This window comes from Pseudomonas sp. Marseille-Q5115, assembly GCF_916618905.1.
Classification (GTDB): domain Bacteria; phylum Pseudomonadota; class Gammaproteobacteria; order Pseudomonadales; family Pseudomonadaceae; genus Aquipseudomonas; species Aquipseudomonas japonica_A.
Genome location: NZ_CAKAKI010000001.1, coordinates 4452501 through 4477476 on the forward strand (window position 1 = coordinate 4452501; position 24976 = coordinate 4477476).

At 60.0% G+C, this 24976-nt stretch carries 24 protein-coding genes and 1 pseudogene (1 of these 25 running past the window's edge); 17 read left to right on the plus strand and 8 right to left on the minus strand.

Going from position 1 to position 24976, the window contains the following annotated elements:
• Positions 1-936: the 5' portion of an acyl-CoA dehydrogenase gene (locus tag LG385_RS20250; RefSeq protein ID WP_225775661.1), read on the minus strand. It extends 246 nt beyond the left edge of the window; only the first 936 of its 1182 coding nucleotides appear in the window; the start codon lies at positions 934-936; the stop codon falls past the left edge of the window.
• A gap of 143 nt (positions 937-1079) precedes the next feature.
• Between LG385_RS20250 and LG385_RS20255 the strand changes: the two genes are divergently transcribed.
• The 15 genes from LG385_RS20255 to LG385_RS20325 all read left to right on the plus strand — a co-directional run bounded on the left by LG385_RS20255 (position 1080) and on the right by LG385_RS20325 (position 17271).
• Positions 1080-1988, plus strand: coding sequence for a LysR family transcriptional regulator (locus tag LG385_RS20255; protein WP_225775662.1), 909 nt, complete (start codon positions 1080-1082; stop codon positions 1986-1988).
• A gap of 353 nt (positions 1989-2341) precedes the next feature.
• Positions 2342-3463, plus strand: a complete 1122-nt coding sequence (locus LG385_RS20260) for a Re/Si-specific NAD(P)(+) transhydrogenase subunit alpha (RefSeq protein ID WP_225775663.1) — start codon at positions 2342-2344, stop codon at positions 3461-3463.
• A 14-nt stretch (positions 3464-3477) separates the two neighbouring features.
• On the plus strand, positions 3478-3795 hold the full coding sequence (locus LG385_RS20265; protein WP_181111269.1) for an NAD(P) transhydrogenase subunit alpha: 318 nt from the start codon (positions 3478-3480) through the stop codon (positions 3793-3795).
• Positions 3792-5228 carry an NAD(P)(+) transhydrogenase (Re/Si-specific) subunit beta gene (locus LG385_RS20270; RefSeq protein ID WP_181111268.1) on the plus strand — a complete coding sequence of 479 codons (1437 nt, stop codon included), beginning with the start codon at positions 3792-3794 and terminating at the stop codon, positions 5226-5228. The genes LG385_RS20265 and LG385_RS20270 overlap by 4 nt, the downstream gene beginning before the upstream one ends.
• Before the next feature lie 173 nt (positions 5229-5401).
• On the plus strand, positions 5402-6895 hold the full coding sequence (locus tag LG385_RS20275; RefSeq protein WP_225776289.1) for an acetyl-CoA hydrolase/transferase family protein: 1494 nt from the start codon (positions 5402-5404) through the stop codon (positions 6893-6895).
• Positions 6896-7215: 320 nt separating this feature from the next.
• Positions 7216-7431, plus strand: a complete 216-nt coding sequence (locus LG385_RS20280; RefSeq protein ID WP_225775664.1) for a DUF1127 domain-containing protein — start codon at positions 7216-7218, stop codon at positions 7429-7431.
• A gap of 213 nt (positions 7432-7644) precedes the next feature.
• Positions 7645-7971, plus strand: a complete 327-nt coding sequence (locus LG385_RS20285; RefSeq protein ID WP_181111266.1) for a DUF2388 domain-containing protein — start codon at positions 7645-7647, stop codon at positions 7969-7971.
• Positions 7972-8077: 106 nt separating this feature from the next.
• Positions 8078-8371, plus strand: a complete 294-nt coding sequence (locus tag LG385_RS20290) for a DUF2388 domain-containing protein (RefSeq protein ID WP_225775665.1) — start codon at positions 8078-8080, stop codon at positions 8369-8371.
• Positions 8372-8405: 34 nt separating this feature from the next.
• Positions 8406-8726 carry a DUF2388 domain-containing protein gene (locus LG385_RS20295; protein WP_225775666.1) on the plus strand — a complete coding sequence of 107 codons (321 nt, stop codon included), beginning with the start codon at positions 8406-8408 and terminating at the stop codon, positions 8724-8726.
• On the plus strand, positions 8723-10684 hold the full coding sequence (locus tag LG385_RS20300) for a DUF4105 domain-containing protein (protein ID WP_225775667.1): 1962 nt from the start codon (positions 8723-8725) through the stop codon (positions 10682-10684). Before LG385_RS20295 ends, LG385_RS20300 begins: the two co-directional genes overlap by 4 nt.
• A gap of 104 nt (positions 10685-10788) precedes the next feature.
• A complete protein-coding gene (locus LG385_RS20305; RefSeq protein ID WP_225775668.1) occupies positions 10789-12096 on the plus strand; it encodes a CitMHS family transporter in 1308 nt (435 codons plus the stop codon).
• Between the two features lie 58 nt (positions 12097-12154).
• Positions 12155-12889 (plus strand): TerC family protein, encoded by a 735-nt coding sequence (locus LG385_RS20310; RefSeq protein ID WP_225775669.1) that lies wholly within the window; start codon positions 12155-12157, stop codon positions 12887-12889.
• A 141-nt stretch (positions 12890-13030) separates the two neighbouring features.
• The gene (locus LG385_RS20315) at positions 13031-14686 is read left to right on the plus strand and encodes a Na/Pi cotransporter family protein (protein ID WP_225775670.1); all 1656 of its coding nucleotides are present in this window, start codon (positions 13031-13033) and stop codon (positions 14684-14686) included.
• Positions 14687-14759: 73 nt separating this feature from the next.
• Positions 14760-16160, plus strand: a complete 1401-nt coding sequence (locus LG385_RS20320) for a M16 family metallopeptidase (RefSeq protein ID WP_225775671.1) — start codon at positions 14760-14762, stop codon at positions 16158-16160.
• Positions 16161-16215: 55 nt separating this feature from the next.
• Entirely contained in the window at positions 16216-17271 is a 1056-nt protein-coding gene (locus LG385_RS20325) for a DUF5924 family protein (RefSeq protein ID WP_225775672.1), read from the plus strand.
• Here LG385_RS20325 and LG385_RS20330 read toward each other — a convergent pair.
• From LG385_RS20330 to LG385_RS20355, 6 genes are all read right to left on the minus strand, one after another.
• A complete protein-coding gene (locus LG385_RS20330; RefSeq protein ID WP_225775673.1) occupies positions 17253-18482 on the minus strand; it encodes a nucleoside recognition domain-containing protein in 1230 nt (409 codons plus the stop codon). The genes LG385_RS20325 and LG385_RS20330 overlap by 19 nt on opposite strands.
• Positions 18483-18572: 90 nt before the next feature.
• Complete coding sequence (gene gltP, locus LG385_RS20335; RefSeq protein ID WP_225775674.1) at positions 18573-19901, minus strand: glutamate/aspartate:proton symporter GltP; 1329 nt, start codon at positions 19899-19901, stop codon at positions 18573-18575.
• Positions 19902-20444: 543 nt separating this feature from the next.
• Positions 20445-20870: an inhibitor of vertebrate lysozyme family protein gene (locus LG385_RS20340; protein ID WP_225776290.1), complete on the minus strand. Its 426-nt coding sequence runs from the start codon at positions 20868-20870 to the stop codon at positions 20445-20447.
• Between the two features lie 40 nt (positions 20871-20910).
• Complete coding sequence (locus LG385_RS20345; protein ID WP_040260491.1) at positions 20911-21075, minus strand: DUF1328 domain-containing protein; 165 nt, start codon at positions 21073-21075, stop codon at positions 20911-20913.
• 37 nt (positions 21076-21112) lie between these two features.
• A complete protein-coding gene (locus tag LG385_RS20350; protein WP_225775675.1) occupies positions 21113-21394 on the minus strand; it encodes a hypothetical protein in 282 nt (93 codons plus the stop codon).
• A gap of 197 nt (positions 21395-21591) precedes the next feature.
• Positions 21592-22434 carry a BON domain-containing protein gene (locus tag LG385_RS20355; protein WP_225775676.1) on the minus strand — a complete coding sequence of 281 codons (843 nt, stop codon included), beginning with the start codon at positions 22432-22434 and terminating at the stop codon, positions 21592-21594.
• A 160-nt stretch (positions 22435-22594) separates the two neighbouring features.
• On the opposite strand from LG385_RS20355, the pseudogene LG385_RS25810 reads away from it, so the two are divergent.
• A pseudogene (locus LG385_RS25810) lies at positions 22595-22678 on the plus strand (hypothetical protein); the annotation flags it as partial.
• Here LG385_RS25810 and LG385_RS20360 read toward each other — a convergent pair.
• Positions 22676-23529, minus strand: a protein-coding gene (locus LG385_RS20360; protein ID WP_225772267.1) for an IS5 family transposase whose coding sequence is annotated in 2 segments (ribosomal slippage) — positions 22676-23181 and positions 23181-23529 — 855 coding nt in all. Because the reading frame shifts where the segments join, the coding sequence is not laid out codon by codon here. The pseudogene LG385_RS25810 and the gene LG385_RS20360 overlap by 3 nt on opposite strands.
• 93 nt (positions 23530-23622) lie before the next feature.
• On the opposite strand from LG385_RS20360, the gene algB reads away from it, so the two are divergent.
• Positions 23623-24969 carry a sigma-54-dependent response regulator transcription factor AlgB gene (algB, locus tag LG385_RS20365; protein ID WP_225775677.1) on the plus strand — a complete coding sequence of 449 codons (1347 nt, stop codon included), beginning with the start codon at positions 23623-23625 and terminating at the stop codon, positions 24967-24969.
• Positions 24970-24976: the final 7 nt, after the last annotated feature.

Genomic DNA, 24976 nt, shown 5'->3' on the forward strand with positions numbered 1-24976 from the left:
CCCCAGCCTCAGACACCCTTGAAGGGCGAGTGTGATTTCGGTCTGCATGTCAGCGAGCTTCTTCTGTACCAGTTGGGTGGCCGCCAACGGCCGGCCGAACTGCTGGCGGTCCAGGGTGTACTGCCGTGCCGTATGCCAGCAATACTCAGCCGCACCAAGAGCACCCCAGGAAATCCCGTACCGCGCCGAGTTCAGGCAGGTGAAGGGGCCTTTAAGCCCTCGCACATCCGGGAAGGCGTTTTCTTCGGGCACGAATACGCTGTCCATCACGATTTCGCCGGTAATAGAAGCACGCAGCCCAACCTTACCGTGAATGGCGGGTGCAGTAAGGCCATCCCAGCCTTTCTCCAGAATGAACCCGCGGATATCGCCTTCGTCATCCTTGGCCCATACCACGAACACATCGGCGATCGGGCTGTTGGTGATCCACATCTTGTTGCCGGTCAGGCGATAACCGCCATCGACCTTCCTGGCGCGAGTGATCATTGCCCCTGGGTCCGAGCCATGATTAGGCTCGGTCAAACCGAAGCAACCGATCGAATGGCCGCTGGCAAGCTTGGGCAGGTACTTCTGCTTCTGGGCTTCGGTGCCGAATTCATTGATCGGCACCATTACCAGCGAAGACTGCACGCTCATCATGGAGCGGTAGCCAGAGTCAATTCGCTCCACCTCACGGGCGATCAACCCGTAGCACACGTAATTCAGCCCGCTACCGCCGTATTGCTCAGGGATGGTTGCGCCAAGCAACCCGATATCACCCATCTCGCGGAAGATGGCAGGGTCGGTCAGCTCGTGCCTGAAGGCTTCCAGCACCCTTGGCGCCAGGCTGGTGTTCGCGAATTGAGCCGCGCTGTCCCGCACCATGCGCTCTTCTTCTGTGAGCTGTTGATCCAGCAGCAACGGGTCAATCCAGTTAAAGCTCGCTTTTGTGGCCATGGTGCGGTCCTCGAAAAAGTAACAGTGCGTTAAGCCTAGATGCCGCGACGGCAGTACTCAAACGAGCTTTATGCACCCTGTTGTGTTGATTTCTCACTCCGAAAGCCGCACAAAGGCGCAAATGCCAGCCGAGGTCATGAGCCATGCGCAGAAAGATCCCTAGCACTGCAGCCCTTGTCAGTTTCGAATCCGCAGCCCGCCACGAGAGCTTCACCAAGGCAGCGCAGGAGCTATCGCTGACCCAGGGCGCCGTATGCCGCCAGATCGCCGCACTCGAGGGCTTTCTTAATGTGGAGCTGTTTCGGCGCTCACGCCGCGGGGTAAAACTGACCGAAGCAGGGCTTTCCTATAGCCGGCAGGTCGCCGCTCAGCTGGATGCGGTCGAGCGGGACACCTTGTCGGTCATGGGCCAGCAGGGTGCGGTGGCTATCGAACTGGCAGTGGTGCCCACTTTCGGCACACGGTGGCTATTGCCACGGCTGAAAGACTTCCAGCGGCTGCATCCTCACGTGACGGTAAACCTCACCAACAGAACCCGGCCATTCCTGTTCGCCGATACGCCGTTTGATGCCGCAATCTACTTCGGTGACGGTGAATGGCCGGGCGCCCAGGCTTTTTCGTTGATGGGTGAACGGTCGGTTCCCGTATGCAGCCCGGCGCTGCTGTCCAGGGGTACCTTGCAAGACCCGGCAGCCCTTGCCGAGCTGCCGCTGCTCCAGCAAACGACCAGGCCGTATGCATGGCGGCAATGGTTCAACTCCGCAGGGCTGCAAGTGGCGCGGGACCTTACCGGCCCCCGTTATGAGCTGTTCTCGATGCTGGCCCAGGCCGCTATCCATCAGATGGGGGTTGCGCTGATTCCACCATTTTTAATTGAGCAGGAATTACTCAGAAAAGAGCTGGTGATAGCACATCAACATGCCTTCTCCGACGCTCGTGCTTATCACCTGATGATTCCGGAAAGGAAAGTTGAATCCGCTTCGCTGAAAGCTTTCAGGGACTGGCTGATCGGTGCAGCGCGCAACTATTCCTTTGAAGACTATCAGCCATAACTTCCAATCCATGCGCGTAAAGAATAGCTGCTATAACTAACTTTGTTGTAAGCAATTGACGCACCCACCACTTAGAGACCAGTCGGTCTAGCTCAGACCGCCCGGCCTGCGGGCCTTTGCGCCCGAAAACAAGAGCCCGCCAGCGGCTTTAATTGCAATGATTACAGCCACTTGCGGAACACCCGCAAACGAACAAATACACCTGCAAAGCATTAATAGTTGATAGCAGCTGAATGCCTATGCAGAATGCAGCCAGGCATTTCCTTTAACCACTTCAGTCTGCTGCTTATTGCAGGGCGGCCTGCGTCTTTTAAAGTGCAAGCTCCAACAAAGTTTCAGCGAGGAGAAAGATCGTGCGCATAGGCGTTCCACTAGAAACCCACCCGGGGGAAACCCGCGTGGCGGCCACTCCCGAAACAATCAAGAAGCTGATCGGCCAGGGCCACAGCGTGGTGGTCGAAGCCGGCGCAGGTGTGGCCGCGAGCATCCCGGATGCCGCCTATGAAGCAGCGGGCGCCAGCATCGGGGACGCATCCCAGGTGCTGAGCGCACAGGTGGTGTTGAAGGTCGTTGCGCCGAGTGCCGAGGAACTGACCGCCCTCGCTGCCGGTACGGTCGTGGTAGGCATGCTCAACCCATTCAACGCCGAAGGCCTGGCGCGCATGGCGGAGCAGGGGATTACTGCCTTCGCGCTGGAGGCTGCGCCCCGTACATCCCGCGCCCAGAGCCTGGACGTGTTGTCTTCCCAGGCCAATATCGCCGGCTACAAGGCTGTGCTGTTGGCTACCCAGCATTATCCGCGGTTCATGCCGATGCTGATGACCGCCGCTGGCACCGTGAAAGCCGCGCGGGTACTGGTACTTGGCGCCGGTGTAGCGGGGCTGCAGGCCATCGCAACCGCCAAGCGGCTAGGCGCGGTCATCGAAGCGTCCGACGTTCGCCCCGCAGTGAAGGAACAGATTGAGTCGTTGGGCGCGAAATTCATCGATGTGCGTTACGAAACGGACGAAGAACGCGAGTGCGCCCAAGGTGTGGGCGGTTATGCCCGACCAATGCCAGCCAGTTGGATGCAGCGCCAGGCTCAGGCCGTGCATGAGCGGGCGAAGCAGGCGGATATCGTCATCACCACCGCCCTGATCCCGGGCCGCAAGGCGCCCACGCTGCTTAGCGCCGAAACCGTCGCGCAGATGAAACCCGGCGCCGTGGTGGTGGACCTCGCGGCCTCCCAAGGTGGCAACTGCCCGCTCACGGTCGTGGATCAAGTGGTTAACGCCCATGGCGTGACTATCGTAGGCCCGGCGAACCTTGCCACTCAGGTGCCTGCGGACGCCTCCGCGCTCTACGCGCGTAACGTGCTGGACTTCCTCAAGCTCATTCTGGGCAAGGACGGGGCACTGGACATCAACCTCGAAGACGACATCGTCGCGGCCTGCCTGATGTGCCGGGACGGCCAACTTCTGCGCAAGCAGCCCTGAAAAGGAATATCGCAATGGATGACATGCTGATCTCTCACGGCATCTACAACCTGATCATCTTCGTGCTCGCCATTTATGTGGGCTACCACGTGGTGTGGAACGTTACACCCGCTTTGCACACCCCGCTGATGGCGGTCACCAATGCCATCTCCGCCATCGTGATCGTAGGCGCGATGCTGGCTGCTGCGCTGACCGTAACCCCGCTCGGCAAGTTCATGGGCACGGCGGCCGTGGCGTTGGCCGCAGTGAATGTGTTTGGTGGCTTCCTCGTTACCCGTCGCATGCTGGAAATGTTCAAGAAAAAAGCCAAGCCCGGAGCCGACGCGCAATGAGCATGAACCTGATTACCCTTCTTTATCTGGTGGCCTCCATCTGCTTTATCCAGGCACTCAAGGGGCTTTCACATCCGACCACCTCCCGCCGCGGTAACCTGTACGGGATGGCGGGCATGGCACTGGCTGTGCTGACCACTGTGGTACTGATCTTCAAGCTGGGCTCGGAGCTGGCGGGGGTAGGGATTGGCTACGTACTGCTTGGGCTGCTGATTGGCGGCACGGCGGGGTCGATCATGGCGCGCCGGGTAGAAATGACCAAGATGCCGGAGCTGGTAGCCTTCATGCACAGCATGATCGGCCTGGCGGCGGTGTTCATTGCCATTGCGGCCGTAGTAGAGCCACAGTCGTTGGGCATCGTCGCGCAGCTGGGCGACCCTATCCCTGCGGGCAACCGTCTTGAGCTGTTCCTCGGCGCGGCCATCGGGGCCATTACCTTCTCCGGCTCCGTGATAGCTTTCGGCAAGCTCTCGGGCAAATACAAGTTCCGCCTGTTCCAAGGTGCGCCCGTACAGTTCGCCGGCCAACACAAGCTCAACCTCCTGCTTGGCATACTTACGGTCGGCCTTGGGCTTGTGTTCATGCTCAGTGGCAGCCACACCGCCTTTGCACTAATGCTAGTGCTCGCGTTCGTAATGGGTGTGTTGATCATCATCCCGATCGGCGGGGCCGACATGCCGGTGGTGGTGTCCATGCTCAACAGCTATTCAGGCTGGGCAGCGGCAGGCATCGGCTTCTCGCTCAACAACTCGATGCTGATCATTGCCGGCTCGCTGGTAGGCTCGTCCGGGGCGATCCTCTCCTACATCATGTGCAAGGCAATGAACCGGTCCTTCTTCAATGTGATCCTCGGTGGCTTCGGCGGTAACGCTCAGGCGAGCGCCAGTACGGGTAGCCAGGAAGCGCGGCCAGTGAAATCCGGTTCGGCCGATGACGCCAGCTTCCTGCTGAGCAACGCCGACACTGTCATCATCGTGCCCGGCTATGGCCTGGCGGTGGCCCGCGCGCAGCACGCCCTCAAGGAGCTGACCGAGAAGCTGACCCACAACGGGGTTACAGTGAAATATGCCATTCACCCGGTTGCCGGTCGCATGCCCGGGCACATGAACGTACTGCTCGCCGAAGCCGAAGTCCCCTATGACCAGGTGTTCGAGATGGACGACATCAACTCCGAGTTCGGCCAGGCAGACGTTGTGCTGGTGCTGGGGGCCAACGATGTGGTCAACCCGGCCGCGAAGAACGACCCGAACTCCCCGATTGCAGGCATGCCCATCCTGGAAGCTTTCAAGGCCCGTACCATCATCGTAAACAAACGCTCCATGGCAAGCGGCTATGCCGGGCTTGATAACGAGCTGTTCTACCTGGACAAAACCATGATGGTGTTTGGCGACGCTAAAAAGGTCATCGAGGACATGGTCAAAGCGGTCGAATAACCCTTCAATAACAGAGGCCCGGCTTCACCGCCGGGCCCGTTCGTTACCATCCCCGCAATACTGTTTTACACTGAAAACCCCTCTCCAGAGCCTTTCCTTCGACCTTGGTCGATGGTCAGGCACAGCCGCGGTTCAATAGACTTGTCGCCTGATTTCCCTCGAGAGACATGTCCATGTACACCGATCGCATTCGCCTGCCTTCCCTTCTCAGCAAGGTGATGCCCGCTTCCGAAGCCGCCGCCTTGATCGAAGACGGGATGACGGTGGGCATGAGTGGCTTTACCCGCGCCGGTGAAGCCAAGGCCGTTCCCCAGGCGCTGGCGGAGCGCGCGCACCATCATCCGCTGCAGATTACCTTGATGACAGGCGCCAGCCTGGGTAATGACCTGGACAAGCAATTGACCGACGCAGGCGTGCTGGCACGGCGCATGCCGTTCCAGGTCGACAGCACGCTGCGCAAGGCTATCAACGATGGCAAGGTCATGTTTATCGACCAGCACCTTTCTGAAACCGTCGAACAGCTGCGCAACCTGCAGCTCAAGCCGGTGGACCTGGCTGTGATCGAAGCCGTGGCAATCACGGAGCAGGGCCACATCGTCCCAAGCACTTCGGTGGGTAACTCGGCCAGCTTCGCCATCCTGGCGAACAAGGTGATCGTGGAGATCAACCTTTCCCAGCCAGCCTCTCTGGAAGGGTTGCATGACATTTATATCCCGACCTACCGACCTACGCGCACACCTATCCCGGTGGTCGCCTGCGATAGCCGGATCGGCAGCACGGCGATCCCGATTGACCCGGCAAAGATCGCGGGCATCGTCATCAGCAACCAACCGGATTCGAACTCCACGGTGCTTCCGCCAGACGAGGACACCAAAGCCATCGCGGATCACCTGGTGGCATTCTTCAACAACGAAGTAGCGCTTGGGCGGCTCACGCCACGGCTCATGCCGTTGCAGGCCGGAATCGGCACAATCGCCAATGCGGTGATGCATGGTTTGCTGGATTCTCCGTTCCACGACCTCACGATGTATTCGGAAGTGCTTCAGGACTCAACCTTTGACCTGTTCGACGCCGGCAAACTGAGCTTCGCCTCCGGTAGCTCCATCACACTGTCCGCGCGCCGCCATGAGCAAGTGTTCTCAGACCTGGAGCGGTACAAAGACCGGCTGGTACTGCGACCTCAGGAAATTTCCAACCACCCGGAAGTCATTCGTCGCCTCGGCATCATTGGTATCAACACAGCGCTGGAATTCGACATCTACGGCAATGTGAACTCTACCCACGTTGCAGGCACCCGGATGATGAACGGGATTGGGGGTTCAGGCGATTTCGCGCGCAATGCACACTTGGCCATATTCGTTACCAAGTCCATCGCGAAGGGCGGCGCCATTTCAAGCGTTGTTCCGATGGCCAGTCACGTGGACCATACCGAGCATGATGTCGACATCCTGGTGACTGAACAGGGCCTGGCAGACCTGCGCGGCCTTGCTCCACGGGAACGCGCCGAGGCGATTATCGAGAACTGTGTGCACCCAGCTTTCAAAAACGCGCTGCGGGAGTACTTCGAAACCGCCTGCACGAAAGGCGGGCACACACCTCACAACCTGGCGCAGGCCCTCAGCTGGCACATCAATGCCGAAACAACCGGCCGAATGCTCGCTGAATAGGAATACGGAGCGGTCTGTGGAGCAAAACAGTTTGGTGCCAGCAAGGTGTTAATCAGGGAAGCTGGCAAAAACTGTTCTGCTGTACCGCTCAAAATCCAGGCAAATTTAGCCGTCTAGCGCATTTCATGCAGTCGAGTGCTCCAACACGGTGCGCACCAGTACAGAATGCACCGGTTAGGGTAGTACAGTGGCGTAAAACAGATAACTGAATGCCACTCTTATTAGTGAACTGTGCATATGATTTCGGGTGGTTGAGGCGCATCATTTGCTCATCTTCAGATCACCACTTGAATCCCGCCACAAGCGGAAGGATGACCACCATGGAACGTACCCTGAGTTCCGACCTGCAATTCACTGAAACTACCACCCGCAACCAGGCCTCGTTGCCGCTGCGTATTCTCGCTAGCCTGAGCCTGTGGCAGCGCCGCTTGGCCAGCCGCCATCAACTGGCTCGCCTGGATGCTCGACTGCTTGCCGACGCCGGTATCAGCGAATCCCAGCGTTACGAAGAGCTGAGCAAGCCTTTCTGGCGCTAAGCGCACCTCCGGGTGACATCAAAAACCCGCTACGGCTTCCGTAGCGGGTTTTTTTTGTATCTATCACGCTCGAATACAGTTTTACCTTGAATCCGGAAATCCTTTAACTGTATCTGCCCCGAATAAACGCCACGATGGAATCTTTCTCACTTCGCGGTTCTAATACCTCGGTCGCAGGCCAGCGCTCCGCTGGGCCACGCAGGGAGAGTCATCATGCTTAACGCTAAACAAGGTCTGGCGCTCGCCGGCGCGCTCGTTCTCGGAATCGCGAGCGGGGCGCAAGCTTCCAGCTTCGTGGTCACCACTGACGCCGTAGTACGTGCGGTCGATGCAAGCACCAATGCTACGTCGGACGTTTCTTCGTCTCTACGGGACAACAAGATTGTGCAGCAGGCGAAAGACGATGCAGCCAGCTTTGTTGCCACGCAGGGGCAAATCCGAGGGGTTCGCCTCGAAAGCGCCCTGGGTTGGATTCGCGGGCAGATGCCTGGGCTGCAGGCCAGCGATATCGAACTGGCCAAGGCCATTGTTGCCAGCTGAGCGGATGAAACTTGCGCAAGGCGAGCGCTGCGGACCGGCCAGGGCCTAGCTCCGCCGATGCGCATGCGCTAGCCTTGCCGCTTCGTTGAAAATGCCCTAAAAAACCATGCGCTACCTGTTCCTGCTATTTACCTGGCTGCTGTGCACTGGCACTGCCCAGGCTTTCGATACCACCACGCAAGGCGTCATCATCAGCGGCTATGTGACTAGCCAGGTCACCACGGCACCGTTCGACAAAAAGATCATCGCCGATGCGCGCGATGATGCCGCTGTGTTCGTGGCCACCAAAGGCAGGGACCGCGGCGTACGGCTCGAGGCAGCCTTGCAGGCCCTGCGGCGCGACGCATCGGACCACAACGCCAGCGACCTTGAACTGGCGCAGGCGATTCTCGTCCAATAGGCACTTTTACACCCCCCGTTTTTCCGGAGATACCATGCGCACCACATTGATCGTCGCAACCTTGGGCCTGCTGGCCCTGGCTGATGCGGCGCAAGCCCACACACTCGTGCAAACCAGCAATATCATCGTTCGCGCCTTCGGCCGCTCGATCGACTTCACCTCGGACACCACCACGTCCATCCGTGATTCCAAAGTGGTGCTGCAGGCCAAGGATGACGCGGCGAGCTACGTTGCCAGCCAAGGTGATATCCGAAGCGCCCAGCTGGAATCCGCATTGGCCACCCTGCGTGCCCACTTGCCTGAAGCACAAGGCGCGAGCGACCAGGCACTGGCTGAAGCCATTCTCGCCCTGTGAAAGCCTTGGCCGCCTGGCTGCTTGCCGGCGGCCTCCTGTTTTTCAGCGCTACCGCGAGTGCGGCGCTGGAGCTGCTGATAAACGATCCCGGCCTTACAGCTGCCGAGCACAGTGCCACCCAAGCACTGCTCGACGAGGCCACAGCCGCACTGCCTCCCGCGTTTATTGCTGCGCTGGACCGCACTGTTCACGTGAGGTGGACAACCCATATGCCCGAGGATGCCTACGGGCAGGCAGGGTTGGTGTCTACGCTGGAACTCAATCGCCGGTTGTTACCTGGCCTGGTTGACGGTTCGGCCGCCATCGAGAAAACCGGCCGCCCTCATGGCACTGTGCGGGCAGAGATGCTGGCGACGGTTCTGCACGAGCTCACCCACCTCTATGACCGGGCGCGGTTATGGCCAGCCAGCGAACGAGCCCTTATTACGCGCTGCCGCCAACAGCAGGCGGCACTGGGCGAAGTGGGCCTGGCGCAAGCGTGCAGAGGGCAAACGGAGCGACGGTTCACCTTGAGCGACGACCCGCGCTTGCTGGACTTGGCAGGATGGCCCCAGGCCGTGGGCCGCCGCGGCGAGCGTGAGCAGGCTAACCGGCAGATCGCACGAAGCCCGGACCTGTACGAAACCAGCAGCCCCAAGGAATTTATCGCGGTCAACATGGAATACTTCCTGTTAGACCCAGCCTATGCCTGCCGCCGGCCTGAGCTATATGCCTACCTTAAAGGCCACTTTGGCTGGGCACCGGCCAGCCAGGCCAACTGTCCCACCGCGTTGCCATTCCTCAACGCAGGCAGTGATTTTGCCCGCCAGCCGCTTGGCCTCATCGACCCCGAGCGGGTCTATGAAGTCGATTATCTGTTGGCAGAGGCCAATCAGAACTGGGTAAGCCGCTGGGGCCACAGCATGCTTCGGCTGGTCATCTGCGCCCCGGGCAGGCCGCGCGGGCCGGATTGCAGGCTGGACCTTGAATACAGCCTGGTGCTGTCGTTCCGCGCCTTCGTCAACGATGTGCAACTGTCCACCTGGGGCGGGCTCAACGGTGCGTATCCGTCTCGGCTGTTCGTACTGCCGCTGTCTCAGGTGATTGATGAATACACCAAGACCGAGCTGCGTAGCCTGGCTTCGGTACCGCTCAAGCTCAGCCGCCTGGAGATCCAGTCCCTGGTGCGCCATGCGGCCGAGATGCACTGGAGCTACGACGGTAACTATTACTTCCTCTCCAACAACTGCGCTGTGGAAACACTCAAACTGCTGCGTGCCGGGACCCGGAACCCGGCCCTGCAGAGCATGGACAGTATCGTGCCCAATGGCTTGCTGAGCGTACTGGAAGCGCGGGGGCTCGCTGACGGGAATGTACTCAAGGACAAGCGTGAAGCCCTGCGCCGCGGGTACCTGTTCGACTCCTTCCGGGACCGCTATCAGGCGATGTTCACGATTCTGAAGCAGCAGCTGCCTATCCCCCAGAACACGGTGGAGGAGTGGCTGGAGCAACCTGCGGCCGCACGGCAGGCGTGGTTCACCAAGGCCGACTTGCGCACCAGCGCCGCGCTGCTGTTGCTGGAGCAGGCCGGCTATCGGCGGCAACTGCTGCTGGCTCAGGAGGAAGTGAAGCAGCGTTACCTGGGCGCTCGGGACGCCGGCGACCAGAGCGTGGGCAATGCCAACGAAACCCTACAGGCCATCCTCGCCAACAGCGGGTTCCTCAGCCGCCCCGCCGAGCTGCTCGGCGCAGAAGGCTACGGGCTGCCTCAGGAAAGCGAGTGGAAGCGCCTGGAGCAGGCATCGGGTGAGCGCCAACGACAGCTGCAACAGCTGAGCGTCGACCTCGACAAGGAAGTCCGTGCCTTGTTAACGCCAGAGCGCGCCGCAGCCATCGCTGCCAGCGAGTCCAATCTCAAAGCCATCGGCCAGCACCTGCGCGACCTGCACAAGGCCAGCGGCGGGTTGATTCTGCCGTAACTACCTTGCTGCACTGAAAGGCAGGCGAAAGCCACAGTGCTTAGGATCGGCGGCAACCGGTGCCGTGCCCGGACCATAACGAAGACAACAACAAGAGATTCGCCATGCTGACCTTCCTTGGCTTCGCCATGGTCGTGACGTTCATGTTCCTGATCATGACCAAACGACTGTCCGCCCTGATCGCCCTGATCATCATTCCTATCCTGTTCGCGCTGTTCGGCGGTTTCGCCGCCAAGATCGGCCCCATGATGCTCGAAGGCATCAGCAAGCTGGCGCCCACGGGCGTAATGCTGATGTTCGCCATCCTGTACTTCGCCTTGATGATCGACTCCGGGCTGTTCGACCCGGCCGTGCGCAAGATCCTCAAGCTGGTAAAGGGTGACCCGCTGAAGGTCTCCGTCGGTACCGCCGTGCTCGCCTTGGTGGTATCGCTCGATGGCGACGGCGCCACCACGTACATGATCTGCTGCGCGGCAATGCTGCCTTTGTACAGCCGCCTGGGCATGAGCCCGCGGATCATGGCCGGGCTGATCATTCTCGCCGGTGGCGTTATGAACATGACGCCTTGGGGTGGCCCAACGGCCCGTGCCGCCAGCGCGCTGCATGTAGACCCTTCCGATATCTTCGTACCGATGGTGCCCGCCATGGTCGCGGGCGTACTGGGCATCCTGGCCATCGCCTGGATGTACGGCAAACGTGAAAGGGCGCGCCTGGGTGAGCTGCACCTTCCGGGTGATGAAGCGCCCTCCTGCGATATCACGGTATCTCAGTTCCCGGACGCACGCCGGCCGAAGCTGATCTGGTTCAATGGCCTGCTTACCGCCGGGCTGATGGTAGCCCTGATCAACGGCGTATTGCCGTTGCCTGTGCTGTTCATGATCGCGTTCAGTATCGCCATGATCGTGAACTATCCCTGCTTGCAGGCCCAGAAAGACCGCGTTGCCGCCCACGCTGGCAGCGTGCTCGCGGTGGTGGGGCTGATCTTCGCGGCGGGTATCTTCACTGGCATTCTGTCGGGTACGGGCATGGTAGACGCCATGTCCAAGAGCCTGCTGGGCGTGATTCCGGAAGCGTTGGGGCCGTACCTGGCTGTTATCACAGCGCTGGTGAGCATGCCGTTCACCTTCTTCATGTCCAACGATGCGTTCTATTACGGCGTGCTGCCGGTGCTGGCCGAAGCCGCTTCGCACTACGGCATCACACCCGTTGAAATGGCCCGCGCCTCGATCGTTGGCCAACCCGTGCACCTGCTCAGCCCGTTGGTCCCTTCCACTTACCTGCTGGTAGCGCTGGCAGGCATCGAGTTCGGCGACCATCAACGCTTCACCCTTAAATGGGCAGTACTGGTTTGCCTGTGCATAATGTGCGCCGCCTTGCTGATGGGGATCTTTCCCCTGGCAGGCGGGCTCTAATCCACTACCGTATATTCAGCGCTAGCAAGCGCCGTTGTCTCTACCAAAGGAATCAATAATGGAATGGTTGACCAGCCCGGAACTCTGGGTCGCCTTTTTCACCCTGACCGCGTTGGAAATTGTACTGGGCATCGACAACATCATCATGATCTCGATCCTGGTAAGCCGCATGCCCAAAGCCATGCAGGCCCGCACCCGGCTGTTCGGCCTGGCCCTGGCCATGGTCACGCGCATCCTGCTGTTGCTGTCGATCACCTGGGTGATGCGCCTCACCGCTGACCTGTTCGTGGTATTCGAACAGGGCATTTCCGGCCGGGACCTGATCCTGTTCTTCGGTGGGCTGTTCCTGTTGTGGAAGAGCGCGCAGGAGATCTACCACGGCATGGAAGGCGAAGAAGAGAGTGGTGATGAGCCTTCTGGCAAAGGGGGTAACTTCCTTTACACCATCATCCAGATCGCAATCATCGACATCGTATTTTCCCTGGACTCGGTCATTACCGCTGTAGGGATGGTGTCGCATGTACCGGTGATGATCGCGGCGATCATTGTGGCGGTACTGGTGATGATGCTTGCTTCGGGCACCATCAGTCGCTTCATCGACCAGCACCCGTCGCTGAAGATGCTCGCGCTGTCCTTCCTGCTGGTGGTAGGTACCGTATTGATCGGCGAAGCATTCGACGTTCATGTGCCCAAGGGCTACGTTTACTTTGCCATGGCGTTCTCGCTGGCAGTGGAAGCCATCAACATCAAAATGCGCACCAGCGCAGCGAAGAAGCGCAACACACAAGCCTGAGGCACGTGCGGGCTGCAACAAGGCCCGCTCGTATGTTACGGTTTTGTTTCAACAAGGCCTGTGCCCTGCTGGCCACAGGTGCAGGCCTCAGCGGTTCTGGATGTTCGCCCCGTGGGGGCTTAATCAGGGAGGCCGTTTCGCATGCTCACCCTGCTGGATCTTCTTTCCGCCGTGGCGCTGCTGGTGTGGGGTACCCACATCGTTCGCACCGGCATCCTTCGTGTGTACGGTACCGCGCTGCGCAGGTTGCTGGGGCAGAACATGGCCAACCGGCCACTGGCGTTCCTGGCGGGCATTCTCGTTACCGCTGTGGTTCAGAGCAGTAACGCCACCGCCATGCTCACCACCTCCTTCGTAGGCCAAGGCTTGATGGGCCTTACCCCGGCCCTGGCAATCATGCTGGGCGCAGATGTGGGTACCGCGGTCATGTCTCGGGTGCTCACCTTCGATCTGTCATGGCTGTCCCCGCTGCTGATTTTCCTCGGCGTTGTCTTTTTCCTTTCACGCAAGCAAACCCGCCTCGGGCAGCTGGGCCGCGTAAGCATTGGGCTGGGGCTGATCATCCTGGCGCTACAGCTGATCGTCGAAGCGGCCGCGCCCATCACCCAGGCAAAAGGGGTGCAGGTACTGTTCGGCTCATTGACCGGCGATATCCTGCTGGACGCATTGGTGGGTGCGCTCTTCGCGATGGTGTCGTACTCAAGCCTGGCCGCCGTGCTGCTCACCGCCACGCTGGCTGAAACCGGCGTGATCAGCTTGCCGGTCGCTGTAGGCCTGGTGATTGGCGCGAACATCGGCAGTGGGTTGCTGGCGTTCATGTCCACCAATATGCAGAACACCCCCGGGCGCCAAGTGGCACTGGGCAGCCTGCTGTACAAGCTTATCGGCCTGGTAGCGATCATTCCGGTGCTGGACCCGGTGGTTCACTGGATGGACACCCTGGGCTTCGACCCACAATCCATGGTGATCGGCTTCCACGTGCTCTATAACAGCCTGCGCTGCCTGGTACTGCTGCCCACCGCTGGGCCCATGGGCCGGCTGTGCGCGGCGTTATTGCCCGAGCGCCCCGATACCGGTGGCCGCGCGGTGCCTCGCCACCTCGACGCTACCGCTTTGAGCACCCCAAGCCTGGGGCTGGCCAACGCCGTGCGTGAAACACTGCGTATCGGAGATATCGTCGAAAGCATGCTCGGAGCGGTGCTCAACGCCTTGCGCGGCGTTCAAACGGCGGTCACCGCCGAAGTGCGAAGCCTGGGCGATGATGCCGAGGCGTTATCCAGCGCCATCAAGCTGTATCTGGCGCAAATGCCTTTGGATGAACTCAGCGATCAGGACCGGCACCGTTGGGCCGAGATCATCGAGCTGTCGGTAAACCTGAACCTGGCCAGCGACCTGATCGAGCGCATGCTGCGCAAGGTACAGCAACAAAAAACCTCCGAGCGCCGGTCGTTTTCTGAAATCGGCCTGGAAGAGCTCACCACGCTCCATGGCCAACTGCTGAGCAACCTGCGCCTGGGCCTGAACGTATTTTTAAGCCGTGATGAAGAAAGTGCTCGCCAGCTGCTACGTGAAAAGAGGCGCTTCCGCGCTCAAGAGCGGCGCCTTACCCACGCACATGTCAGCCGGCTGCAACACAAGGTGGTGCAAAGTATCGAGACCAGCTCGCTTCACCTTGAGCTGATCGCGGATATGAAGCGGCTCAATTCGCTGTTCTGTGGCAGTGCGTACGCGGTGCTGGGTACCGGTGACACCGGCTCGCTGTTGGCGGGCGATGACGCGACAACCCAGCTCTCTTGAACGTCGCGGGCACGTTGCAGTCAGTTAAAAGGGCCGGCCGCGGCCCTTTCGGTTAGTGCAAGGAAGCCCGTAGATGCGTTGCATGTTGTTCGCCTGCCTGCTGTTGCTGTCGTTACCCAGTGCCGCGCTGGACCGGCTGCAGGTGCAAGGGTACCTCCTGCCAAACGGCCTCCAGGTATTGCTCAAGCCAGGCACCGACCGCGGTCATGTTGCCATTCGCCTGGTGGTAGGGGTGGGGTTCAGCGACTTCAACTGCGCCAGCCAGGAATTGCCCCACTTGCTTGAGCACCTGCTGTTCAGCGGCTTGGACGACAGCGGCGAAGGTGGCCTGGAAGAGCGTATGCAAGCGCTGGGCGGGGAGTGGAACGCCTTTACCAGTGAAGCCGACACCACCTTTGTGATCGAAGCCCCCGCACGCAACCAGCGCAAGGTGCTGGACTTGTTGCTGCAGGCCATCACGCGTACCGAGCTGACCGAGGCCCGCCTTGATACCGCCAGGCGCATCGTAGAACGCGAAGACGGTGGCCATTACTCGCACTTGCAGCGCTGGCTGGATCACCAGGACCTTGGCAAGGACGCCAGTAACCAGCTGGCGATCGAGATGGGCTTGCGCTGTGCCGACCGCGCTTCTGCGGCCGGGCTTACCCTCGCCCAGGTGAAACAGGTACGCCAGCAATGGTATGCGCCCAACAACATGACCTTGATCGTTGTGGGCGAGCTGGACAAATTGCTTCCCGCCTATCTGGAGCGGTCTTATGGCGAGCTCGCCTCGGTCAAGCCCAGCGACCATCCGCCACTTACGCTGGAGCAGCGGCCCGCCCAACGAGAGCGCACGCTGATCCAAGGCTGGCTCGGCGATACGGCCAAGCTTCACTGGTACTTCCCCGAGCCCGATGTGGAGGATTTGCCGCCTGGGGTATGGGACTTGTTGCAAAGCTATCTGGACTGGGCGCTGTACAAGAAACTACGGCTGGAAGAGGGCCTTTCCTATGGGCCGGGCAGCCTGAACGAGCCCTTCGGTGACAGCACGCTGATGAGCCTGAATGCCGACCTGGACCGGGACGATATCGAGAAAGCGCGTGAGGCAGTGCAGGCGCTGACGCGCCAACTCAAGGACAAAGGCTTGGATGGGCCTACTTTCGAGCGCCTGAAAGCAGGGGCAATCGATCGCCTGGCTTGGGCTATCCAGGGCGACAGCGGGCTGGCGGACTATTACTGGGGCGCGCTGAGCGACTATGAAGACGGCCGCTTTGCCGATCCCGCAGCCGCCTTGCGCTCGGTAACGTTGGCGCAGGCGAACGAGGCGGTCAGGCGCCTTTTTGCCGACCCAGGTTATATACGCGTCGAAAAATCGCTGATCGGCTATGACGACCTCGCCACCCTGATCACGGTCACGTCCGTGTTAGCGGCTTTGGCAGGGCTGGCCCTGTGTATCGCCATCGCGCGCCATCGACGACGCTCGGCGGGCAAGTGAGCGGCCACCTCGCCAAGCCGGTATCCTTGGCTTTCGTTCCGCCTATGTTGCCGTCATGAAGTCATTGCCACCTTTTGTTCTGAAAATCATCGAGCTGATCAAACGCTACCCGGGCATTGTCGCCGCCTTTGGCTTCTGCTCCGGGCTTGGAAGCTTCGTTCTGGTAGACCGCCAGGCCACTCTGGCCACGCCCATCGCCATCCTGCTGTTGGTAAGCTGGGTATGGCTGATGTTCGAAAACACCTTCAATCGGCTGTTCAGCCGCTACTTCAAGCGGGAAATCCCCCAGCCGCTGCTGCGCTATGCCACGCAGATGATCCACCAGGAAAGCCTGTTCTTCGTGCTGCCGTTCTTTTACGTCACCACCACCTGGAATAGCGGCCAACTGGTGTTCACCGGGCTACTGACCCTGGCCGGCCTGGTGTCCATCACCGATCCGCTGTACTACCGTTGGGTAGCACCCCGCCGCTGGCTGTTCCTGGCGCTGCACACCTTTACCCTTTTCGCGGCGCTGCTTACGGCGATGCCGATCATCCTTCACCTCACCACAGCAGAAACCTTCAAGATCGCGCTGGTAGTGGCCATGCTGCTGTCCTTCCCCAGCCTGGCCAGCAGTTTTCCGTTCAACCACTGGCGCAGGGCGCTCGGCCTGGTGGCAATGACACTGGCGATCGGCGGAGCGGGCTGGCTGTTACGTACCTGGGTGCCGCCAGCTACCCTGTGGATGACCGAAGACGCCATTACCCTCAGCCTGGATGACCAGACCCGCACCCCGGGTGATGGCCTTGGCCAGTTGACTGTCAACCAGGCACGCAGTGGGGTATATGCCTACACGGCAATCAATGCCCCGCGGGGGCTGGCGGAGCGCATTTTTCATGTGTGGGAGTTCAACGGCAAGGAAGTCGACCGCATCGCCCTGGACATCCATGGCGGCCGTAAAGAGGGTTACCGCGCCTGGACGCGCAAGCAGAACTTCCCGGGTAACCCAACAGGCCAGTGGAAAGTACGGGTAGAGACCGAAGACGGTCAGATCATCGGCGCCCTGCGGTTCACGGTTGCCGATGACGCAGCGCCGACCGGCAATGCATCGGCTCAGGCAAAGAACCAGTAGCACACCGCAATCGCGCTGATGACGCCCGCGAGTTCGGCCAGCAACGCGCAGCCGACCGCGTGGCGGGCGCGCTGGATACCCACGGCGCCGAAGTACACGGCCAGCACATAGAAGGTCGTTTCGGTGCTGCCTTGTACAGTGGCCGCCACTAACGCGGGAAAACTGTCCACCCCCTTGCTCTGCATGGTTTCGATCAACATGGCGCGGGCGGCGCTGCCGGAAAACGGCTTGACCAGTGCCGTGGGCAGCGCATCGACAAACCGTGTATCCAGGCCGAGCCACTGCACGCCATGGCGGATACCCTCCAGCGCCAGGTCAAGGGCACCCGAGGCACGCAGCACGCCTACCGCGCACAGCATGGCCACGAGGTAAGGCAGCAGGCCCTTGGCAACGTCGAAGCCTTCCTTGGCGCCCTCCACGAAGGCTTCATACACCGGTACCCGGCGAAGCCCGCCGATCACCAGAAAACCAAGGATCAACCCGAACAGCGTGAGGTTGCCGAGCAGGGAGGAAAGGCTGGCTACCGCCGTGGCAGACAAGCCGGCAAGAAACGCCATGAAGCCACCCAACAGCAAAGCGCCAGGCAGCAGGTAAGCCAGCACCACCGGCTCCCACAGCCGCAGGCGCTGCATGAAAGCCACTGATAGCAAGCCCACGAGAGTAGAACCGCTGGTGGCCAGAAGAATAGGCAGAAATACCATGGTGGGATCCGGCGCGCCCTGTTGAGCTCGGTACATGAAGATGGTGACCGGCAGCAGGGTGAGCGACGAGGCATTAAGGACCAGAAAGAGGATCTGCGCGTTGCTGGCGGTTTCAGGGCGCGGGTTCAGCTCCTGCAGCGAACGCATGGCCTTGAGCCCGATAGGCGTGGCGGCGTTGTCCAGCCCCAAGGCATTGGCCGCGAAGTTCATGGTGATCAGGCCCAGCGCAGGGTGCCCCCGTGGCACTTCGGGCATCAACCGGGCGAACAACGGCCCGAGCAAGCGAGCGAACCAGTCCACGATGCCGGCCTTTTCGGCGATCTTCAGAAATCCCAGCCAAAGGGTGAGGGTGCCGAACAGCAGCACCATCACGTCGACGGACAATTTGGCCATATTGAAAATGGCTTCGACCATGGCGGCGAAGATTCCGCTGTTGCCGGCAAGCAGCCATTGGGCCATTGCCGACACTGCCGCCACTATGAAAAAGCCGAGCCAAAGGCCGTTGAGCATGGTGAACCCCCACTGATCGATGCCGGCATGATAGTCGGGCCGGTGGGAGCAGGCTATGGCCGGGCAGGGCGCCCGGCCACGCAACAGTGATCAGCGCGAGGTAGACGTTTGCGCCGAGCGCTCGCCGCTGCGCCAGTGCGGCAGGCTGTTCCAGTAGCGAGCACCCTTGGCGTCGTCGTACATGCCTTCCCAGCGTGCGATCACCAGAACAGCAAGTGCATTGCCGATCACGTTCAGGGCGGTGCGTGCCATGTCCATGATGCGGTCCACGCCTGCGATGAAGGCCAGGCCTTCCAACGGGATGCCCACGCTGCCCAGGGTGGCGAGCAGCACCACGAACGAAACACCCGGTACCCCGGCGATGCCCTTGGACGTCACCATCAGGGTGAGTACCAGCAGGATCTGCTGGCCGATGGACATGTCGATGCCGTACAGCTGGGCAATGAACAGCGCGGCGATGCTTTGGTACAGCGTGGACCCATCAAGGTTGAACGAATAACCGGTTGGCACCACGAAGCTGCTGATGGCCTTAGGCGCGCCGTAGGCCTCCATCTTCTCGATTACCCGAGGCAAGACGGTCTCCGAGCTGGCCGTGGAGTAAGCCAGGATCAGCTCATCCTTGAAGATGCGGATCAGCTTGAACACCGAGAAGCCGAACAGCCGGGCTATCAGCCCGAGCACGCCCAGCGCGAAGAACAGAATGGCGGCATAAACGAGCACCACCAGCTTGGCCAACGGCAGCAGCGAGGCAAAGCCGAAGTTGGCCACGGTTACCGCGATCAGGGCAAACACGCCAATGGGTGCGTAGTTCATGATCATGTGGGTTACCCGGAACATCGTCTCCGAGATGCCCTGGAACGTGCGCACCAGTGGTTCGCGCGTTTCTGGCGCCAGGCTGGAAAGGCCAAGGCCGAACATGACCGAGAAGAAAATGATCGGCAGCATCTCGCCTCGCACTACCGCAGCGAAGATGTTGGAGGGGATCAGGTTCAACAGCGTCGCCACCAGCGCATGGTCATGCTGCACTTCGGCCGTGGTTTTCTGGTACTGCGAAATATCTACCGTACCCAGTGTGCTCATATCGATGCCACTGCCCGGATGCACAAGGTTGGCCAGCACCAGCCCCACCAGGATGGCAATGGTCGTAACCACTTCGAAGTAAATGATGGTCTTGAGGCCGATGCGCCCCAGTTTTTTCGCATCACCTACCCCGGCGATGCCTACGATCAGTGACGAGATCACGATCGGGATAACGATCATCTTGATCAGGCGGATAAAGATATCGCCTGCCGGCTGGAGGACATTACTGATCCACCAGGCTTTTTCGGCACTGAAGTGATTAAGCGCCGCGCCGAGGGCAATGCCCAGCACGAGCCCGATGAGAATTTGCCACGCAAGGCTGAGTTTTGGCTTTGTCATTATTAACCCTTGGTCAGGTTCACTCAGGTCACGCCCTGCTGGGCATGCCGATGGTTTACCGCCTGAAGCAGAGCCTCTGGCAGCAAAAGCGGTGAACTATCAAGGGGTGGCAACCTGCCGTCTAATGCCGGAACGGGCTGGCCCATGCCGAATCGGCATGAATAAACTATTGATTTAAAAGGATATGAGGATGGGAGGTCGCGGCATTCGGGATACCGAACAACGCACCCAAGGCTGCAAGGGGTTGTCTTACGGTTACGATAAAACGTTCGGATAGCCGAACACTGAACTGAGGCGGGCCCGAGCATCACTTCCTCGACGGGCGGTATCAAAAAGCCCCGAAATGCGGTGGCGCCGGGCTGCATGGCCGCTTGCCTGGCATCTCGAGGCTTTTTTTCTGACCCGGCCCACCCACGGTGGAGGCACTCCCTGTACCCCTAGGTCGCTCCAGCGCTACAGCCGCCAAAGCATCCCGGCCCCTTGGTCATGTAACAGCCTTCCTCAGGCTGTACAGTTCCGCAACACAACGCTTCATAACCGATGTCAGTACCAGTTGGGGTCGCTTTTCAGCTGCTCCATCAACATGGCCTGCATGCCTTCATCCGGATCGCCCATCCAGCGGTAATCCGCATGCCTGGAAGGCGTCTTGTCTTCCGGAACGCCCTGCGGGACGCTGACCCAAAGCACGTAGGCCTTGGACTTGTCCCAACTGAACGCAACTACCACGCGGTTGTGCAGACAGTCATCTGCTTTCTCACACACCTGCCCAACCAGGTATTTGTCGCCATCTTCCGTGACGGCATTCATTGGAGAAGAGGCTCCGGACAGGTTCAACACCCAATCGGGAAGGCGCTCCTGCTTCCGTACGGCTCCCTGCCACGCATCACGGTACTCAGTATCTGTTGCAATCAGGTTACCGGCTCGCTGCTGGCCATCGTTATCCGCCAGCGCAGGTATTGCCGTGGCCATTGCCACGGCGAACACCAGGCTCGAAATAACGCCCTTCACGTCACGGGCGCCCACGGCGACCGAAGAAGAACGATACGACGAACAGCACCAGGAAGATGACGAAGAGGATCTTGGCGATCCCGGCAGCTGTACCGGCGATGCCGCCAAATCCAAGCACAGCGGCAATGATTGCAATGATCAGGAAGGTAATGGCCCAGCTCAGCATGGTGATACTCCTTTATGTTGTGATCAGGTTTTAGCCGTCAAAACACCCAGCGGTCTACGCTCGGACGCTGGAACTCATCACTTTGTTCAACGGGCTGAAGACGAGAAATTTGCGAAGCGGATGCACTCACGGCGTTGAGCGCAGGTGCCTGCACGGAATGCAGCGTGTGAATCAATGGCTCGGATGGTTGGGTCCAATAATGGAACTGCTGAGCACCCACGAGGGTCAGCATCAGCGCCAGGGAAGCGAAGAGGCCTTGGCGGAAGGTATGCGTATTGATGAAAGAGACCGAAGCATCGCGTTGACCTGGCTGTTTCATATTCACCCCTCCGAAATCTGTTGCATCAAATGCCGATGCGTTTGAGGGGTATATTGCAGGCTGCATGCCAGCTTTCGATTTGTAGGAAAAGTCTTATTTTACGGGCACTTGCGGCGGCTAAAGCGCCCTGGCGGGTACGCAAGCTGCACGATGCCCGATGAATCTCCGGGCGTTTTGCATGATGGCACTATGCCGGACTACAAAGCCGCTCTAGTCCCGACCTTCACCAGATCAGCGTCCACGCCTCTGACTCCGCGGATCTGGCTCGCTATTGCCACGGCGTGCGCCTTTTGCGGCTGGCTGTCTACTTCGCCAGAAAGCGTGATGATGCCTTCACGAGCTTTTACATCCAGGCGTAAGGCGTCGAGGGAGCGCTCGTACTGAAAACTGCGGGCCACTTTGCTTGCGATCCATCCATCACTGACCGCTTCGTCCGGTTGCCGTGCCTGGGTCTCGGCCTCGCTTGTACGCGTATCCGCTGCCCGCAGGCTGATCAGGTTGTTGACCACTATGGCACCGTCCGTACTCGCCGCCAGCGTACCCGCCCACTCCTTGGCTTGCGCGGTGATGGCCTGGCCCTTCAGTGTTACCACACCTCCATCCACACTCACCTCTATCGGTGCGCCTGCCGTAGAAACACTCCAGGCGAGGCGAGAGCGAATCGCCGAAGCCAGCGTCAGGTCATCCAGTGCGATCTGCTGCGGGGATTTGACCGGCGGGCGCTCCGCCAGCGAAGGGTCGACGGCGAGTTTGTTGTCCACGCTCTCGCTTCCGCTGACAGCTTTCGCAAGCGCAGCCGCCAGGGCTTTGTTCTGCTCGCTCGCCACTACGCCGTCGAGCACCACATGAGCCCCGGCCACCCTCACTTCTATCTTTTCATTGGCCAGTTCGCGGTTAAGCGCCAATGCGGTGCCGGTAGCACCTTCGGTTCGAGCATCGGTGAGCGCATCGGCGTGCACAGTAGCCGTTCCCAGTGCAACGGTGCTGCTCAAAGCGGCTGCGAACGCGTATCGCGCCAATGCCGTGTGATATCCCGTCATGCTTCCTCCAGCGTAATGTCTCGCGGGTAACCCAGCCTCGATCAAAGGCACTGCAAGTGAGCGCTACCCTGTGAGGGGTGAAATCGTTCAGAATTGACATTGCAACTTGCCCGATAATTCTCGGACTAAGAGAAGATCTTTATTTTAGGAGCGTAGGAAAATGGAATCTGGTGCGGATCATCAAGGCCGTATCCTGCTGGTTGATGATGAAGCAGCCATTCTTCGCACCTTCCGTTACTGCCTAGGTTTTGTACGAAAAGTATTGCCGCATACAACGTAGGCTGCAGGCCAGCGTGACCATGGCTGCAAAGCTTCTGGCTAGTTTGTCGTAGCGGGTGCCGATTCTGCGATTCTCTTTTAGCCAGCCAAACATCCGTTCTATGATGTTTCGCTGCCGGTATTTCGGTCGATCAAATAGCCGGGGCAAACCAGGCCTGGGTTTGCGCGGCATGGCGCGCAGTGGGATCACCGGCTGCATTCGGTAACGGTCGCAATAGTGACGCAGGTGTTCTGCGTCATACCCTTTGTCAGCCAGTAACCAGCGACAACGTTTGCGTGGTCGCCCTGGCTTTCCGGGAATGCGTACCTGCTCCAGCAGCGGCTGGGCTTGAGCGATGTCGCTGGCTTGTCCCGGCGAAAGCATAAAGCGTAATGGCACGCCATTAGCGTCGCAGAGCATGTGAATCTTGGTGGTCAGGCCACCTCGACTGCGCCCAAGGGCATGGTCTAGCGGTTCTCCAGGCCCCCTTTTTTCCCGGCGCCTGAAGAGGCTCGGGTTGCACGTACCGCAGTGGAATCGATCATCCAGGTGTCCAGATCGATCCGTCCTTCCTGATTCAGTCGAATGTGCAGACGCTCCAGTATCCGGTCGAATGTACTGTCGTCGCGCCAGTCACGGAAACGCTGATACACCGTTGACCAAGGCCCAAAGCGCTCCGGCAAATCGCGCCAGGCAGCCCCGGAGCACAGAATCCATAAGATTCCATGGAGTACCACACGATCATCACTGCGCGGGCGACCCATTTTCTGTTCTGGAGAAACCAGATCCTTGATCAATTCCCACGCTGCGTCGGGGAGTTCGTAACGCCTTGCCATGCGGACCTCCAGCCAATCATGGCGGCGATTCTACCCGCACCGACTTTTCGTACAAAACCTAAGAGAAGATCTTTATTTTAGGAGCGTAGGAAAATGGAATCTGGTGCGGATCATCAAGGCCGTATCCTGCTGGTTGATGATGAAGCAGCCATTCTTCGCACCTTCCGTTACTGCCTAGAAGACGAAGGCTACAGCGTCGCCACAGCGAGCAGCGCGGCCCAGGCCGAAGCGTTGCTGCAACGCCAGGTTTTCGACCTGTGCTTCCTTGACCTTCGCCTGGGCGAAGACAATGGCCTGGACGTGCTTGCGCAAATGCGCACTCTGGCCCCCTGGATGCGTGTAGTAATCGTGACCGCACACTCGGCCGTCGATACGGCAGTCGATGCCATCCAGGCCGGCGCGGCGGACTATCTGGTAAAACCCTGCAGCCCGGATCAGCTTCGCCTCGCCACGGCCAAGCAACTGGAAGTACGTCAGCTGTCGCAGCGCCTGGAAGCGCTGGAAGGCCAGATCCGCAAGCCGAAGGACGGTCTGGATTCCCACAGCCCAGCCATGATGGTAGTGCTGGAAACGGCGCGCCAGGTTGCCAATACCGACGCGAACATACTGATCCTTGGTGAATCGGGAACCGGTAAAGGCGAACTCGCCCGGGCTATCCACGGGTGGAGCAAGCGCGCCAAAAAAGCCTGTGTCACCATCAACTGCCCGTCACTGTCGGCAGACCTGATGGAAAGCGAGCTTTTCGGCCATAGCCGAGGCGCGTTTACCGGCGCCAGCGAGAGCACACTCGGCCGAGTGAACCAGGCCGATGGCGGCACGCTGTTCCTGGACGAAATCGGCGACTTCCCGCTCACTCTGCAGCCTAAATTGCTCCGGTTCATCCAAGACAAAGAATACGAGCGCGTCGGTGACCCGGTCACCCGCCGCGCAGATGTGCGTATTCTGGCGGCGACCAACCTGAACCTTGAAGACATGGTCAAGGAAGGGCGCTTCCGGGAAGACCTGCTCTACCGCCTGAACGTCATCACCTTGCACCTGCCGCCGTTGCGCGAGCGCAGCGAAGACATCCTCACTCTCGCGGATCGCTTCCTTGCCCGCTTTGTGAAGGAATACGCACGCCCCGCTCGCACGTTCAGCGAGGAAGCTCGCTCGGCGCTGTTGAACTACCGCTGGCCCGGCAACATTCGCGAGCTGCGCAACGTGATCGAGCGGGCAAGCATCATCTGCCCTCAGGAACGCGTTGAAGTCAGCCACCTGGGTATGGCCGAACAGCCGACGAACAACGCGCCACGGGTTGGCGCGGCGCTGAGCCTTGATGAGCTCGAAAAGGCGCACATCGGCGCGGTGCTGGCCAATAGCGACACGTTGGACCAGGCAGCCAGGACACTCGGCATCGATGCCTCCACGCTGTACCGCAAACGTAAGCAATACAATCTGTGATGCCTTG

Coding starts and splice junctions, on each gene's coding strand:
- LG385_RS20255 (WP_225775662.1), top strand. CDS start 1,080: ATGCGCAGAAAGATCCCTAGCACTGCAGCCCTTGTCAGTTTCGAATCC.
- LG385_RS20265 (WP_181111269.1), top strand. CDS start 3,478: ATGGATGACATGCTGATCTCTCACGGCATCTACAACCTGATCATCTTC.
- LG385_RS20270 (WP_181111268.1), top strand. CDS start 3,792: ATGAGCATGAACCTGATTACCCTTCTTTATCTGGTGGCCTCCATCTGC.
- LG385_RS20275 (WP_225776289.1), top strand. CDS start 5,402: ATGTACACCGATCGCATTCGCCTGCCTTCCCTTCTCAGCAAGGTGATG.
- LG385_RS20280 (WP_225775664.1), top strand. CDS start 7,216: ATGGAACGTACCCTGAGTTCCGACCTGCAATTCACTGAAACTACCACC.
- LG385_RS20285 (WP_181111266.1), top strand. CDS start 7,645: ATGCTTAACGCTAAACAAGGTCTGGCGCTCGCCGGCGCGCTCGTTCTC.
- LG385_RS20290 (WP_225775665.1), top strand. CDS start 8,078: ATGCGCTACCTGTTCCTGCTATTTACCTGGCTGCTGTGCACTGGCACT.
- LG385_RS20295 (WP_225775666.1), top strand. CDS start 8,406: ATGCGCACCACATTGATCGTCGCAACCTTGGGCCTGCTGGCCCTGGCT.
- LG385_RS20305 (WP_225775668.1), top strand. CDS start 10,789: ATGCTGACCTTCCTTGGCTTCGCCATGGTCGTGACGTTCATGTTCCTG.
- LG385_RS20310 (WP_225775669.1), top strand. CDS start 12,155: ATGGAATGGTTGACCAGCCCGGAACTCTGGGTCGCCTTTTTCACCCTG.
- LG385_RS20315 (WP_225775670.1), top strand. CDS start 13,031: ATGCTCACCCTGCTGGATCTTCTTTCCGCCGTGGCGCTGCTGGTGTGG.
- LG385_RS20320 (WP_225775671.1), top strand. CDS start 14,760: ATGCGTTGCATGTTGTTCGCCTGCCTGCTGTTGCTGTCGTTACCCAGT.
- LG385_RS20325 (WP_225775672.1), top strand. CDS start 16,216: ATGAAGTCATTGCCACCTTTTGTTCTGAAAATCATCGAGCTGATCAAA.
- LG385_RS20330 (WP_225775673.1), bottom strand. CDS start 18,482: ATGCTCAACGGCCTTTGGCTCGGCTTTTTCATAGTGGCGGCAGTGTCG.
- gltP (WP_225775674.1), bottom strand. CDS start 19,901: ATGACAAAGCCAAAACTCAGCCTTGCGTGGCAAATTCTCATCGGGCTC.
- LG385_RS20340 (WP_225776290.1), bottom strand. CDS start 20,870: ATGGCCACGGCAATACCTGCGCTGGCGGATAACGATGGCCAGCAGCGA.
- LG385_RS20345 (WP_040260491.1), bottom strand. CDS start 21,075: ATGCTGAGCTGGGCCATTACCTTCCTGATCATTGCAATCATTGCCGCT.
- LG385_RS20350 (WP_225775675.1), bottom strand. CDS start 21,394: ATGAAACAGCCAGGTCAACGCGATGCTTCGGTCTCTTTCATCAATACG.
- LG385_RS20355 (WP_225775676.1), bottom strand. CDS start 22,434: ATGACGGGATATCACACGGCATTGGCGCGATACGCGTTCGCAGCCGCT.
- algB (WP_225775677.1), top strand. CDS start 23,623: ATGGAATCTGGTGCGGATCATCAAGGCCGTATCCTGCTGGTTGATGAT.